This is a genomic window from Pseudomonas sp. JUb42 (assembly GCF_024807945.1).
In the GTDB taxonomy this organism is placed as follows: domain Bacteria; phylum Pseudomonadota; class Gammaproteobacteria; order Pseudomonadales; family Pseudomonadaceae; genus Aquipseudomonas.
In genome coordinates, this window is sequence record NZ_JANUFD010000001.1 from 520,914 (window position 1) to 533,914 (window position 13,001).

At 62.1% G+C, this 13,001-nt stretch carries 13 protein-coding genes; all 13 read right to left on the reverse strand.

Annotation, left to right across the window (positions count from 1 at the left end; all coding sequences use genetic code 11):
* Window positions 1-9: 9 nt before the first annotated feature.
* Window positions 10-927: a dihydrodipicolinate synthase family protein gene (locus M2401_RS02450; RefSeq protein ID WP_259099210.1), complete on the reverse strand. Its 918-nt coding sequence runs from the start codon at window positions 925-927 to the stop codon at window positions 10-12.
* Between the two features lie 240 nt (window positions 928-1,167).
* On the reverse strand, window positions 1,168-2,211 hold the full coding sequence (locus M2401_RS02455) for a trans-3-hydroxy-L-proline dehydratase (protein WP_259099211.1): 1,044 nt from the start codon (window positions 2,209-2,211) through the stop codon (window positions 1,168-1,170).
* Window positions 2,212-2,430: 219 nt separating this feature from the next.
* Entirely contained in the window at window positions 2,431-3,153 is a 723-nt protein-coding gene (locus M2401_RS02460; protein ID WP_259099213.1) for an amino acid ABC transporter ATP-binding protein, read from the reverse strand.
* Window positions 3,146-3,796: an amino acid ABC transporter permease gene (locus M2401_RS02465; protein WP_259099215.1), complete on the reverse strand. Its 651-nt coding sequence runs from the start codon at window positions 3,794-3,796 to the stop codon at window positions 3,146-3,148. The genes M2401_RS02460 and M2401_RS02465 overlap by 8 nt, the downstream gene beginning before the upstream one ends.
* An 11-nt stretch (window positions 3,797-3,807) precedes the next feature.
* Window positions 3,808-4,473, reverse strand: coding sequence for an amino acid ABC transporter permease (locus M2401_RS02470; RefSeq protein ID WP_259099218.1), 666 nt, complete (start codon window positions 4,471-4,473; stop codon window positions 3,808-3,810).
* Entirely contained in the window at window positions 4,466-6,223 is a 1,758-nt protein-coding gene (locus tag M2401_RS02475) for an aconitase X (protein WP_259099220.1), read from the reverse strand. The genes M2401_RS02470 and M2401_RS02475 overlap by 8 nt, the downstream gene beginning before the upstream one ends.
* A gap of 174 nt (window positions 6,224-6,397) precedes the next feature.
* Window positions 6,398-7,213: a transporter substrate-binding domain-containing protein gene (locus M2401_RS02480; protein ID WP_259099222.1), complete on the reverse strand. Its 816-nt coding sequence runs from the start codon at window positions 7,211-7,213 to the stop codon at window positions 6,398-6,400.
* A gap of 246 nt (window positions 7,214-7,459) precedes the next feature.
* On the reverse strand, window positions 7,460-8,206 hold the full coding sequence (locus M2401_RS02485) for an AraC family transcriptional regulator (RefSeq protein WP_259099224.1): 747 nt from the start codon (window positions 8,204-8,206) through the stop codon (window positions 7,460-7,462).
* A 223-nt stretch (window positions 8,207-8,429) separates the two neighbouring features.
* The gene (locus tag M2401_RS02490; protein ID WP_259099225.1) at window positions 8,430-9,680 is read right to left on the reverse strand and encodes an FAD/NAD(P)-binding oxidoreductase; all 1,251 of its coding nucleotides are present in this window, start codon (window positions 9,678-9,680) and stop codon (window positions 8,430-8,432) included.
* On the reverse strand, window positions 9,677-9,913 hold the full coding sequence (locus tag M2401_RS02495) for a (2Fe-2S)-binding protein (RefSeq protein WP_259099227.1): 237 nt from the start codon (window positions 9,911-9,913) through the stop codon (window positions 9,677-9,679). The genes M2401_RS02490 and M2401_RS02495 overlap by 4 nt, the downstream gene beginning before the upstream one ends.
* A gap of 169 nt (window positions 9,914-10,082) precedes the next feature.
* The gene (locus M2401_RS02500) at window positions 10,083-11,201 is read right to left on the reverse strand and encodes an FAD-binding oxidoreductase (protein WP_259099229.1); all 1,119 of its coding nucleotides are present in this window, start codon (window positions 11,199-11,201) and stop codon (window positions 10,083-10,085) included.
* On the reverse strand, window positions 11,198-12,130 hold the full coding sequence (locus tag M2401_RS02505) for a 4-hydroxyproline epimerase (RefSeq protein WP_259099231.1): 933 nt from the start codon (window positions 12,128-12,130) through the stop codon (window positions 11,198-11,200). The genes M2401_RS02500 and M2401_RS02505 overlap by 4 nt, the downstream gene beginning before the upstream one ends.
* A gap of 109 nt (window positions 12,131-12,239) precedes the next feature.
* Window positions 12,240-12,911 (reverse strand): GntR family transcriptional regulator, encoded by a 672-nt coding sequence (locus tag M2401_RS02510; protein ID WP_259099876.1) that lies wholly within the window; start codon window positions 12,909-12,911, stop codon window positions 12,240-12,242.
* Window positions 12,912-13,001: the final 90 nt, after the last annotated feature.

Sequence of the window (13,001 nt, forward strand, 5' to 3'; positions counted from 1 at the left end):
TTACATCGCTTACAACCCAACCTCCGGCAACACCGGCATATTGGCCAGCGCCTTTTTCATCAGCCCTTCGACATACTCACGATCCGCATCCGGCAGGGCCAGGCGGGGTGGGCGGGTCAGGGCGCTGCCGCGTTCCATGATGGCTTCGCACAGCTTGATGCATTGCACCAGGTCTGGACGCGCGTCCAGGTGCAGCAGCGGCATGAACCATTCGTAGATCGCCATGGCTTCAGCGAAGCGACCGGCCTTGGCCAGGCGGAACAGGGTCTCGCCTTCTTTCGGGAAGGCGTTGGACATGCCCGACACCCAGCCCACCGCGCCAACGGCGATGCTTTCGACGACAACGTCATCGAGGCCGGCGAACAGTACGAAGCGGTCGCCGACTTCATTGCGCACGTCGACAAAACGGTTGGTGTTGCCCGAGGAATCCTTAAAGCAGACGATGTTTTCGCAGTCGGCCAGGGAAATCAGGATGTCCGGGGTCACGTCGTTTTTGTAGATCGGCGGGTTGTTATAGACCATCAGCGGCAGGTCGGTGGCAGCGGCCACGGTGCGGAAGTGCGCGGCGGTCTCGAACGGCTTGGCCGAGTAGACCAGGGCAGGCATGAGCATGATGCCATCCGCGCCGGCCTTGGCTACCTGACGGGCGACATCGCTGGCGTTGGCGCTGGTGAACTCGGCGATGCCGGAGATCACGGGCACGCGACCGGCGCTGGCGTCTTTGGCGACTTCCACCAGGCTGATTTTTTCGGCCACGCTCAGGGAGGTGTTTTCGCCGACTGTGCCGCAGATCACCAGGCCCGACACGCCATCACGCACCAGGTTGGAAATGACCTTGTGAGTGGCTTCCAGGTTGAGGGAGAAGTCAGCGTTGAATTGGGTGGTGACGGCCGGGAAGACGCCGCTCCAGTTAACGTGTTTGCTCATGAGTTACTCCAGTTCGAATAAGGGATTTCGTATACGTTTGTGTTTGGGCAAATTAATGCCCGGTTTCGGGTTCTATTTCGTGTCATTCGGGTCGTTCGATATTTCACTGTGGGAGCGAATTCATTCGCGAAAGCGGTATTTCAGAACATGAAGATGCGTCGGATATCCCGGCCTCTTCGCGAATGAATTCGCTCCCACAATTCGCTCCCTTAACTTGCTCCGACAATCGTCCGTCGGCCTTCATTTATCCAGTTTCAAGCCAACCGGCCAGGTATCGGACAACTGATACCCCTGCGGCCACGGATCGCTCGGGTCGAGCATGTGTTGGTGCGTACCGGTGATCCAGGCACGGCCGGACAGTGCCGGGATAATGGCCGGGCGCCCGGCGATTTCGGTGAGGCTGTCGATCCGGCAGTTGAACTGCGAGCCGATGATCGAGCGGCCGATAAAGCGTTCGCCCACCGCCAGTTGCCCTTTGGCATGCAGCACCGCCATGCGCGCCGAGCAGCCGGTGCCACAGGGCGAGCGGTCGATCTTGCCGGGGCGGATGACCACGGCATTGGCCGCCGTGGCGATTTCATTTTCGTAGTGCAGCGGGGCGGCGATCTGGCAGAAGGAAATGTGCTTCCAGTCTTCGTTCAGCGGATGGCTGAAGCCCAGTTGTTCATTGGCCGCCAGGGTGATTTTCAGGCCGGTCTCGACCAGATCCTTCGCTTCGTCGGCGGTCAGGGCAAAGCCCAGTTTGGTCGAGTCGACAATGGCGAAGCTGTCGCCGCCATAGGCGGTGTCGACCTGGATCGAGCCGATGCCCGGTACTTCGATCCAGGCATTGAGCTTGTCGGCAAAGGACGGATGGTTGCGCACTTCGACGCTCTGCACCTTGCCGTCGCGACACTGGGCCACGGCTTCGATCAGGCCGCCGGGGGCTTCCAGTATCAGGCGTGTCTCGGGTTCGGTCATGGGCAGAATGCCGCTGTCGAGCAGCACCGTGGCCACGCACAGGGAGTTGGAGCCGGACATGGGCGGCACGTCCGCCGGCTCCATGATGATCCAGCCCATCTGCGCCTTGGGGTTCTTCGGCGGCACCAACAGATTGACGTGACGGAACACCCCGCCGCGAGGTTCATTGAGCATGAAGTTGCGCAACACGTTGTCCTTCTCGATCCAGCGCGATTGCTCCCAGATCGTCTCGCCCGGTGGTGGCGCGACGCCGCCGACGATAACGTCACCGACCTCGCCCTCGGCGTGGCAGCTGACCACGTGAATCACTTTCGATGAACGCATGAGTGATGGTCCTCTTGTCGAATATTGAATAGCGTCTTCTTTGGGAGCCAATATTGTGGGAACGAATTCTGTGGGAGCGAATTCATTCGCGAAGAGGCCGGTACATTTCACGCCTTTTCATCGTTGGATAAACCGCTTTCGCGAATGAATTCGCTCCCACAGTTAGCCTCCCACAGTATTCGCTCTCACAATTCGCCCGCACGATAGTTGCCATGAGCTCTAATTGATGGACTTTAGGAAGTCAGCCGTCTCCGCCCGCTGCGGATTGCCAATCACCTGATCCGGCGTGCCGATTTCGTGAATCAGGCCGTTGCGGAAAAACGCCACGCGATCGGATACATCCCGCGCAAAGCGGATCTCGTGGGTCACCAGGACCATGGTCATGCCGTCTTCGGCGAGCATGCGCATGGTGTCCAATACCTCCCCCACAAGCTGTGGGTCGAGGGCCGAGGTGGCTTCGTCGAACAGCATGTAATCCGGCGACATGGCCAGTGCGCGGGCAATGGCCATGCGCTGTTGCTGGCCGCCGGAGAGCTTGCCGGGGAATACCTTTAGCTTGTCGCCCAGGCCGACGTGGGTCAGTTGCTTGACCGCCAGCGCCTCGGCCTCGGCTTTGCTTTTACCCAGGACGGTGCGCGGCGCCAGCATCACGTTTTCCAGCACGGTCAGGTGCGGAAAGGCGTTCCACTGCTGGAATACGATGCCGATCTTTTGTCGCAGCTTGTTGATATCGGTGCCCGGCGCATGGACCTCGGTGCCGTCGACGCGGATGCTGCCGCTCTTGATCGATTCCAGGCCGTTGATGCACATCAGCAGGGTCGATTTACCCGAGCCGGAGCCGCCGATGATCGACACCACTTCGCCCTTGTTCACCGACAGGCTGACGCCCTTGATCACTTCCAGTTCGCCGAATGATTTGTGTACGTTGTCGATCTCAATCATTTTCCTGCCACCTTGCTTCCAGCCGGGCGCCGAAACGGGCAACCACCAGGCTCATGACGTAGTAAATGGCGCCGGCGATGCACAACACCAGCAACGGTTCTTGAATGCGCGTAACGATGGTCTGGGAGGCCCGTAGCAGCTCGACGATGCCGATCCACATGACCAGCGCGGTGTCTTTCATCACCGACAACAGCAGGTTGACCCAGCCAGGGAAGGCGACGCGGGCGGCCATGGGCATGACGATGCGGCGAATGTCCTGCCAGTAGGTCAGGCCCAGGGAGCGGCTGGCCCGGCGCAGGCTCATCGGCACCGACAACACGCCACTGCGCACGATCTCTGTGCAGTAGGCGGTGACGTACAGCCCGAGCACCACACAGGCCACGCTGAAGGCGCTCCAGTTCAGCCCGGCAATGCTTTTCAGGGCATTGAACAGCACGAACTGGATCAGCAACGGCACGCTGCGAAACACATCCAGCAGCCACGCCAGGGGGATCGAGGCGCGCGGCAACAGGGCGCGGAACAAGCCGCAGGCAACACCGATCACGGTGCCGATCAGCATCGACACGAGGGTCAGCAGGATCGTCACCTTGGTGCCGTCGAGCAGGAACAGCATGTCGTTCCAGGTAAAGCTGGTATTGAACATGGTCATCTCCCTCAATACCGGAACAGGCGCCAGGACAGCAGGCGGGCCAGTCCCACGATCGCCTTGGCGATCAGGTAATACAGCACGGCGGCGATGGCGAAGAATTCAAAGGTGCGGAAGGTCTTGACGTTCCAGTCCTGGGTCACGCCGGTGAGGTCGTTGTTCAGACCGACCACCACGCCCATGGAGGTCATCAGTACCGCCCAGACCATCTGGTTGGTCAGGGGGTAGAAAACGATCCGCAACAGTTGCGGGATGACGATCAGCCGGTAAGCCTTGGGTGCACTCATGCCCAGGGAACGGGCGGCGCGCAGCTGGGTGTCCGGCACCGCCTTGAGGCCGCCGCGGAAGTTCTCGGCCAGGTAACCGGCGTTATTGATGGTGATCCCTGCCAGCAATGCCGCCCATGAACTGATATGTAGCCCGAACGAGCCAAGGCCGAAGTAGAGGATGTAAACCTGAAACAGCGACGGCGTGTTGCGCGCGATGGAAATCCACGCGGCGGCAAAACCGCGCAATATCGGTTGCTTGCCCATGCGCATGAAGGTCAGGCACAGGGCGATCAGCACGCCGAGGATCATCGACAGCGCGGCGGTCTCGAAGGTGACCAGGGCGCCGTCAAGCATGTCCGGCAGAGCCTTGAACGCGGCACGCCAGTGGAAGTTGTAATCAAACATGGGCAGGCTCCCTTTCGGCGTTCAGCCAGGCTGGCAGACGCCCGCTGGCCTGGCCGCTGCACGCGGTGGCGACGCATTCGGCAAGGCTGGCGAAATGCACCTGACGCCCGACCAGCCCCGGCGCGTAGTGGGCGTATTTGCCGGAGTTGGTCATCAGGGTGCGCGCGCTGACCGGCACCACCGGCTCGCCGAGCATGCACCAGCAGGTATCGCTGACGAACTGCACGCCGAAGTCTTCCAGAGTCGCAACGTATCCGGCGGCCCGGGCCTGCTCCAGCACGGCGCGGCCGAGGGTCACGGCGACGGCGACTTCAGGGTGTTTGCGCTGGCCCTGGCACAGCGCGGCGAGGCTTGCGCATTCGCTCAGGGAGAAATGCGGATTGCCCAGCGACACCAGATCCACCTGCGGGTCTGGCGCGCTGTCGAGTTCGCGCCAGCTGTGCAGCAGCTCGCTGGCGGTGATACGGAAAGTGCGTTCAGGTGCCTTGTCGCCCAATGCCTGCTCGGCGCTGGCCGCTTCCGGGGTGACGCCGGCGATATGAAACATAGGCGCCGCCGAGGTGGTGGCGAAGGCGGCCCCGAACGCCTTGAGATCGTCCAGGGTCGGCGCCGCCTGCTCCAGCCCGCAGATCACCGGGATCTGGCTGCCGCACAGCAGGCCGACGTGGTAGCCGAGCAGCGGGTAAAAACTGTCGTCAAGGTCTTGCAGCGCGGGCACCTCGATACGCAGGCAGGCCCGGCGCTGCTGCTCGATATGGCAGCCGATCAGGGGGGCGCGGCCGGTGAGGGCGATGCAGATGTCCAGATAGTCCGGGTATTTCAGGGTGCGGGCGCCGATCACGCTATTGGCGTAGACCACCGCATTGGATTCAGCCCAGACGATCTGTTCGCCCACCGTTGGCGCGCTGTCCAGCAGATACGGCGCGCAGGTAAAGCTGACCTGGGCGCCCATGTTCAGATAAGCATCGCCGAGTTGGCTGGCGGGCTCGCCGAGGCTGGCGGCGACACCCAGTTCGCGCCAGCGGCGCTTGTCCACGGAAATCGAATTGAGCGTGGTGGGCACTCGTACATGGGCACCCCAGGCCACCAGTTGCTGGGCGAAACGCAGGCTGGCCGGGCCGGTATAGATGCAGCCGTCGATATGCGCCTGAGTGATGTCCAGCAGTTCTTTGGCACCTTGCAGTTCGGCCATGCGCAGGATGATGCCCATGGCCACTTGCGCGGCCTTGCCCTGGCGACCTTCGAGCATGTCGCGGTCGTTGTTACTGAGGATCAGGTCGGGTGTCCATGGCAGGCGCTTTTCGGCACGGCTTGGCAGGGCCACCGGTTGTTCGCTGAAACCCTGCAGTTGATCACCGACTACTTGCACATGGCTCAATCCGCGCAGAGCGGCAAAGCCTTCGACACCGACGCTGATGACCGGAATCGAGTGTTCGAACATCTGCTCGGCAATCAATACGCCGAGGGTGAGGATATCGTCGATCTGCTCCAGGACCAGCGCCGCCGGGGCGTGACCATTGAGGATCAGCTCGAGCATGACGCTGCTGCCGGTGCACGAGCCGCGGCCACTGGGAATGGCCAGCACCCGCCCGCTGATAATCGAACCGCTAAGAGGGTGATGCCGGTCGATGACTTCCCCGGTAAAGGGATCGACACCGCCCCAGAAACTCAGACCGACGTCGGCATGGAGCAGTTCGCCCTGGGCCGACCCTGCCACCAGGCAGCGGCCTGTTAACGAAACATCTGACATGTTTGGGTTCCTGTCTGGGTACACAAATCGCTACAACATGGGAATGCGATTTTGTGGGAGCGTGGCTTGCCCGCGAAGGCTATGTATGAGGCTCAGAAAATTTATCGGATGTTCCGGCATCTTCGCGGGCAAGCCTCGCTCCCACAATCTCCCCGATTCAGAGGGAGTTGTGGATCAGCGATAAACGTTCGGCACAGTCAGGTCCACAGGCTTACCGGCGCCCACCCATTTTTCATACAGCTCAGCGTAGCGGCCGGAGCGTACTTGCTGGTTGATGAACAGGTTGAGGTAGTTGATCAGGCCGTATTCGTTGCGCTTGGCGGCCAGGGCTACGTAGTCGATGACGTAAGGTGCGTTACCGGCGATGCGCAGGCCCTTGTATTTGCCGGACTTGATCGAAGCGGCGGCGACGGTGTTGGTCACGACCGAGGCGTCGATGTGGCCCTGGGCGACGGCGAGGATAGTGTCGTTCTGGGTCTGGTAGGCGCGGAAGCTGCCGTTGCCCCATTTCTTCACGTCTTTTTCCAGGGCGATGGCTTCGAAGGTGCCGCTGGTGTTACCGACCGGCTTGCCCTTGAGGTCGTCGTAGCTGTTGATCTTGGTGTCGTCGCGGGTCAGCACGACCATGTTGAAAGCGAAGTAAGGCACGGTCATGCCCACGGTCTTGGCCCGCTCGAGGGTGTCGGAGGTCGAGGCGACGATCACGTCGGCACGGCCTGATACCAGTGCCGGGATACGATCAGGGAAAGGCGTTTCCACCACCTCGGCTGTTACTCCCAGCACCTTCGCCAGGTCGTTGCAATAGTCCACGTCGAACCCGACCGGGACATTCTTCTCATCACGCATACCCATTGGCGGGAAATCCAGGGTAACCGCGCAGCGCAGTTTGCCGGAGTCGATGATGTCATCGAGCTTGTCGGCTTGGGCGGTGTTGATCAGGGAAACACTCATGGCGGCAAAGAGGGCTACGGCAACAGCTGGGTTTTTCATAGAAGCCTCGTGATATGCAAGTGATGAAACGGGCTGAGCGAAAAAGTCGGATATGTAATTTCGTATACGATATTAATTATGCAACCCGCGTGCCTGTTTTTTGATCAGTGGGTTAATTGGTCGCAGAGGCTGCTGGGGCAGTACTTGCAGCGGTTTGATGCTTGGCTGCGACACCTGGGTGGCCGTCACCGACATGTTACAAAAGGGAGCAAAGTTGTGGCGGCTGCTCCATGGTGGGTAGCTGTTTCAGCGATGAGACTCTCGGTACTGGCTTGGCGAGAACCCGGTCAGGGCACGAAATTGGCGGCTGAAGGCGCTGTGATCAGTGTAGCCGCAGCGCAGGGCGATCTCGGTGATCGACAGGTCATGCAGCAACAGGCGCGAGGCTTCGCCGAGGCGGGCCTTGTGAATCATCTGCCGGGGCGTTAGCTGAAAGATGCGCTTGCAGTGCCGCTCCAGTTGGGCGATGGACAGCCCGGCGATAGCGGTCAGTTCGGCCAGGCTGATGGGGCGGGCAAAGTGTTCGCGAATATAGGCATCCACTGCACCGAGCTTTTGATAGGCCGGGTGGGTGGATTGCGGGCTTTGCAGATCCCGGGAAATCCCGGCGAGGCCTATGATTGCGCCCTGCTGATTGCGCAGAGCCAGTTTGTTGGTCAGGCACCACACCGGTTGGTTACCGTAATAAAGGTGCAACTCCAGCTGATCGGACAGCTGGCGGCCGTCGGCCAGGACTCGGCGATCCTGCTCGGTGTACAGCGGGCCGAAGCGCGCAGGAAACACCTCTTCAGCGGTATGCCCGACGATATCCGCCTTGTGCTTGAAGCCGCAGCGCTGGGCCAGCGCCTGGTTGACCAGTGCGTAGCGGGCCTGGGTGTCCTTGATGAAAAACACCAGCCCCGGAATGGCATCGAACAACGGCGCGACCTGAGTCAGGGTCGCGAGCAGTTGGTCGAGGGTGTCGGGGGCGGGGGCGTTCAGGAGTTCGATCATGGGCACAGGACAGGCTAGAGGTCGTGATGGATGATGGGGCTTATGGGGCGATCGTGGGGGTTAATTTTGTGGGAGCGAATTCATTCGCGAAGAGGCCAGTACATTCGCCACATATATGTCGCCTGTACCATCGCTTTCGCGAATGAATTCGCTCCCACAGAATTCGTTCCTACAAGAAGTCTTCCACCATATTTGATCAGCAAGGGATTTTGCTCCGGACTGTTCATTGGCTTTCTTCCAGATGAATCAGGGTCGACACCCGCGTCGGGCTGAACGGCGGGCGCGGCATCGGCGGTTCCCAGCCGAACAATGTTTGCGTGGCCGTGGAGCAGATCTTCCCCTGACAGGCGCCCATGCCGCAGCGGGTGGCGAGCTTGGCCTGTTTCCAGTCTGGCTGCATGGCCAAGGCGGCGAAGGAGACGTCCTCGCAACGGCAGACCAGGGTGTCGGGGCTGGCCAGTTGGCGGATGGCCGGGTCAAGGGCGAAGGTCTTGTGTAACTGATCGGCAAAGCGCTGCCAGCGTTGGCGCTCGGGCCACAAGGCCTGGGCCTGGGATTGCAGGCCGACGGCAGCAAAGCCAGCGACACGACCTTCGACCAACGCCAGCTCGCTGCCGCCGAAACCGGTGCATTCGCCTGCGGCATAGTGATCGGCCATAGGGCTGGCCTGCCACTGATCCACGCTCAATGCGCCCTGATGGACGTCGTAGCCCAGCGCGCGTCCCAGCTCTACGTTCGGCACCAGACCGAAGCCACAGGCCAGTCGGTCGCAGGCAACTTCCTCGATGCCTTTTGCCGTTTGCAGGCGCACGCCTTCGACGCGGTCTTGACCCAGGGCAGCGATAACATGGCTGCCTGCCCGGTAATGCGTGTCGAACAGCCCGAAGGCTTGCAGCGCCTTGTTCGGCCATTGGCCCAGACGCGCAGCGAAGTCCATCACCTGAGCCCAAGACGCCTGCTCGGCAATGCGTGGTATCTGCGCGCCGTTGGCTTTGGCCGTGGCGGCACTGGCCAGCAGTAGCGGACCACTGCCGGAGATGACAATCCGCTCATCCTGCACCGGCAGGCCGCCCTTGATCAGCGCCTGCAAGCCGCCCGCGCCAGTGACGCCGGGCAGGGTCCAACCGGGGAAGGGCAGCAGCAGTTCGCGGGCGCCGGTGCAAAGGATCAATGTGCTGTAGCTGATCAGCCAGCCGCGTTCCGCGTCCTCGACCAATAACTGTTTAGCCTTGGCGCGGGCGATGACTTTGGTGCCGCTGTACAGCTGGATATTCGGCGTGTCCTGGATCTGCTGGCGCAGGTCACGGGCCTTGGCGGGGATGCTGGCCTGGGGGCCGTCGCGCCAGATCTGTCCGCCGGGCAGCGGGTTGTCGTCGAGGATGGCGATCTTCACGTCGGCATTGGCGGCGGCGAGGGCGGCGGCCATGCCGGCGGGCCCGGCGCCGATGATCAGCAGGTCGACATGGGCATTCATGGCTGGGTCTCCACGCGCATGCCGTCGCGGCACAGGGTCTGGCAGGCGAGGCGGCGCTGGCCGTCTACCGTCACCCGGCACTCCTGACAGATGCCCATGCCACACAACGGCGCACGACGCTGGCCGCTGACCGAAGTGCGGCTGCAACCAGTGCCGCCCAGAGACAGGGCCGCGGCCAGGGTAGTGCCTTGGGCGACACGCAGGGCGTGGCCGTCGATGCTTAGTTCAGGCATGAGAGGGACCTGTGCTCAAACAGAGCGATTTGAATTAACCGGATTTTCTGTGGGAGCGAGGCTTGCCCGCGAAAAACGATAACGCGGTATACCTGAGCCACCGCGACGACTGATTCGCGGGCAAGCCTCGCTCCCACAAGAGTCATGCGGGTTGGATGACAGGAAACTATCAGCATGGACTGCCTGCTCCGATAAACCGCTGCGGCGCATAGGGTTCAAGGGGCAGCGGCGCAGATGTGCGCAACATTTGCGCAGCAAGTAATCGGGCGGTACCCGGCGCAGTCGTCACCCCGAGCCCTTCATGCCCTAGCGCCAGCCACAGGCCGGGCTGCTGCGGATGCTCACCGATCAATGGCAGGCCGTCAGGGCTGGCAGCGCGGAAACCGGTCCAGCTGCGAATGGCATTCATCTGCCCCAGCTCCGGGAGGAATTCGCTGGCGCGGCGCAGCATGCGTCCGAGCATCCAGCCTTCGACTTCGGGGTCGTGATTGTCGAATTGCCGCGACGAACCAACGAATAACTGGCCGGTTGGGCGCTGTTGCACGTTGAACGCCACCGATGGCCCCTTGGCGTTATGGGCGCTGGTGACGTAGCCCAGTTCGACGAGGGTGTGGCTGATCTGCACGGGGTAGCGGTCGGTGATCAATAGATGGCCCTTCTTCGCCTGCAAGGGCAGTTCCGGGCACAGTTCGGCGGCGTAGATGCCATTGGCCAGGACCACGGCGTCGCCTTGCAGCCACTGGCCGTCGTCCAGACGCAGGCGATTGCCCTGTACTTCAACGACACGGCCAGGCTGCTGGCGGACTTTGCCGGTGCGTTGCAGCAGCCAGCGGGCGGCATTGGGCGCGTAGAGGATGCCGTCGCCGCTGACCTTGAGGGCGCCATACAGCCCCGCACGCAAAGCCGGTTCGGCCTCGGCCAGGGCCTGGGCATCGATCAGTTCGCAGGCCATGCCGTAGTTGCGCAGGGTGGCGTGTTTTGCTTCGGCGGCGGCCATTTCTTCGGCATTGCAGGCCAGCCACAGGGTGCCGTTATTGCGCATGGCGCAGTCGTCCGGCAGCTCGGGCGCCCATTCGCGCCAGGTGCGCACCGAGTATTCGCTCAGGGCCAGTTCGTCACGGTTGTCGTCCAGCACCACCAAGTGGCCCATGCCCGCCGCCGTGGCAGCCGGGCGCTGGCAATCGAGAACCAGCACGTCGAGGCCCTGACGAGCCAGTTCATCAGCACAGGCCGCACCGATGATGCCGCCGCCGATGACGATGACCTCGGCGACCCGCTGCGCAGTCACGGGCGGATGCCCCAAGCGAACGGATCGTCGGCGTCGAGCAACAGGGTGGCTTCAGCACTGACATGGGCACGGCCGCGAATGGTCGGGATCACCTGCTCGCCCTGCCATTCGTAGCTGCCCTCGAACTGGCTGCCGATCACGCTGGCCTGACGCCAGATCTCGCCGGCTTCGAGTTTGCCGTCAGCCGCCAGGCAGGCCAGTTTGGCACTGGTGCCGGTGCCGCACGGCGAGCGGTCGTAGGCCTTGCCGGGGCACATGACAAAGTTGCGACTGTCAGCCACGGCGTCATCGGCGAACAACTCGATATGGTCGATCACACCGCCGTCTTCGCCGAAGATGCCTTGCTCTTCCAGCGCCAGGCGCACGGCCCAGGTGTAGTCGGTGAGGGCGTCGAGGTTGCCGCTGTCCACCGCCAAGCCATGGTCGGCAATCAGGAAGAACCAGTTGCCGCCCCAGGCGATATCGCCGGTAACACTGCCGATACCGGGGACTTTCAGCGTCACGGCCTGGCGATAGCGATAGGATGGCACGTTCTGCACGCTCACCGAGCGGTCTTCGTGCAGGGTTGCCTCCACCGTACCCACCGGGGTTTCGATGCGATGCACGCCGGTCTCGATGCGGCCCAGATAGGCCAGGGACACCACCAGGCCGATGGTGCCGTGGCCGCACATGCCCAGGTAGCCGCTGTTATTGAAGAAGATCACCCCGGCGCTGGCGGTAGGGTCCACCGGTTCGCAGAGCAGGGCGCCGACCAGCACATCGCTGCCACGGGGTTCCAGCACGGTAGCGGCGCGCCAGTCGTCGAACTGCTCGGCGAGAATCTGCTTGCGCTCGGCCATGCTGCCCTTGCCCAGGTCGGGAAAGCCGTCGAGGACCAGGCGGGTCGGTTCGCCGCCGGTATGGGAGTCGAGAATGCTGATGCGTTGCATGGGGTCACTCCGTGGCTTGAAGACCCTCACAGAATGACGCTGCCGTGCGGGCAGGGCTTGACCGATTTCGTTCGGGGCGATGACGAAATCGGCACAGTCGGTTGGCGCCTCAGGCTTCGCTGATGGACTCGTTGGGCAGGTGTGCGTAAAGCTCCCGACAAACACCGATGATGTGGTGCTCGATCAGTTCGGCGGCTTTGTCGACGTCGCGATCGGCACAGGCCTGAAGAATTTCGCGGTGTTCCTGATCGGCGCGCAGCTTGCCTTCGGCGAAGCTCATTTGCAGGCGCAGGTAACGCTCGACCTTGTCGTGAATCGAGCGGATCAGGTTGAGCTGAAACGGCCGTTGCGCCGCCTCATAGAGGCAGGTGTGAAAGGCCCAGTTCAGTTCCGACCAACGCCCGACGTTATCGTCGCCAACGAATTCGTCACAGATGGCCCGGGCCCGGGCGATGTGCTCGGTCGTCATTTTCGGCACGGCCTGGCGGATCGCCTGGACCTCAAGCAGCACGCGTACTTCGAAGATCTGCGCCAGTTCCGGTTCCGACAGGCGGGTGACGACTGCGCCCTTGTTGCGCAGGAATTGCACCAGGCCCTCGGCCTCCAGGCGCTTGAGGGCTTCGCGCACGGGGATCTTGCTGACGTTGAAGACTTTGGCGATATCGTCCTGGCGAATCGGCTCATCCTCGGCGAAATGCCCGGAAATAATGGCTTCGCGCAGGTGTTTGGCGATGACCTCGGAGGCCGAAGGGGCGACACCGAGGTTGGGGGCGTCAGGCAGTCGAAAAGGCACGCGGATGACTCAGCAAGGGGAACTGGGGAATATGGTATACGAAGTGCGTCGGAATTTATGTCAATCTGTGTCAACCAC

What these genes read in the sequence shown, in the direction of transcription:
- M2401_RS02480 (WP_259099222.1), bottom strand. Translation starts at nt 7,213, where the DNA reads ATGAAAAACCCAGCTGTTGCCGTAGCCCTCTTTGCCGCCATGAGTGTT.
- M2401_RS02455 (WP_259099211.1), bottom strand. Translation starts at nt 2,211, where the DNA reads ATGCGTTCATCGAAAGTGATTCACGTGGTCAGCTGCCACGCCGAGGGC.
- M2401_RS02465 (WP_259099215.1), bottom strand. Translation starts at nt 3,796, where the DNA reads ATGTTCAATACCAGCTTTACCTGGAACGACATGCTGTTCCTGCTCGAC.
- M2401_RS02475 (WP_259099220.1), bottom strand. Translation starts at nt 6,223, where the DNA reads ATGTCAGATGTTTCGTTAACAGGCCGCTGCCTGGTGGCAGGGTCGGCC.
- M2401_RS02450 (WP_259099210.1), bottom strand. Translation starts at nt 927, where the DNA reads ATGAGCAAACACGTTAACTGGAGCGGCGTCTTCCCGGCCGTCACCACC.
- M2401_RS02485 (WP_259099224.1), bottom strand. Translation starts at nt 8,206, where the DNA reads ATGATCGAACTCCTGAACGCCCCCGCCCCCGACACCCTCGACCAACTG.
- M2401_RS02460 (WP_259099213.1), bottom strand. Translation starts at nt 3,153, where the DNA reads ATGATTGAGATCGACAACGTACACAAATCATTCGGCGAACTGGAAGTG.
- M2401_RS02505 (WP_259099231.1), bottom strand. Translation starts at nt 12,130, where the DNA reads ATGCAACGCATCAGCATTCTCGACTCCCATACCGGCGGCGAACCGACC.
- M2401_RS02495 (WP_259099227.1), bottom strand. Translation starts at nt 9,913, where the DNA reads ATGCCTGAACTAAGCATCGACGGCCACGCCCTGCGTGTCGCCCAAGGC.
- M2401_RS02490 (WP_259099225.1), bottom strand. Translation starts at nt 9,680, where the DNA reads ATGAATGCCCATGTCGACCTGCTGATCATCGGCGCCGGGCCCGCCGGC.
- M2401_RS02470 (WP_259099218.1), bottom strand. Translation starts at nt 4,473, where the DNA reads ATGTTTGATTACAACTTCCACTGGCGTGCCGCGTTCAAGGCTCTGCCG.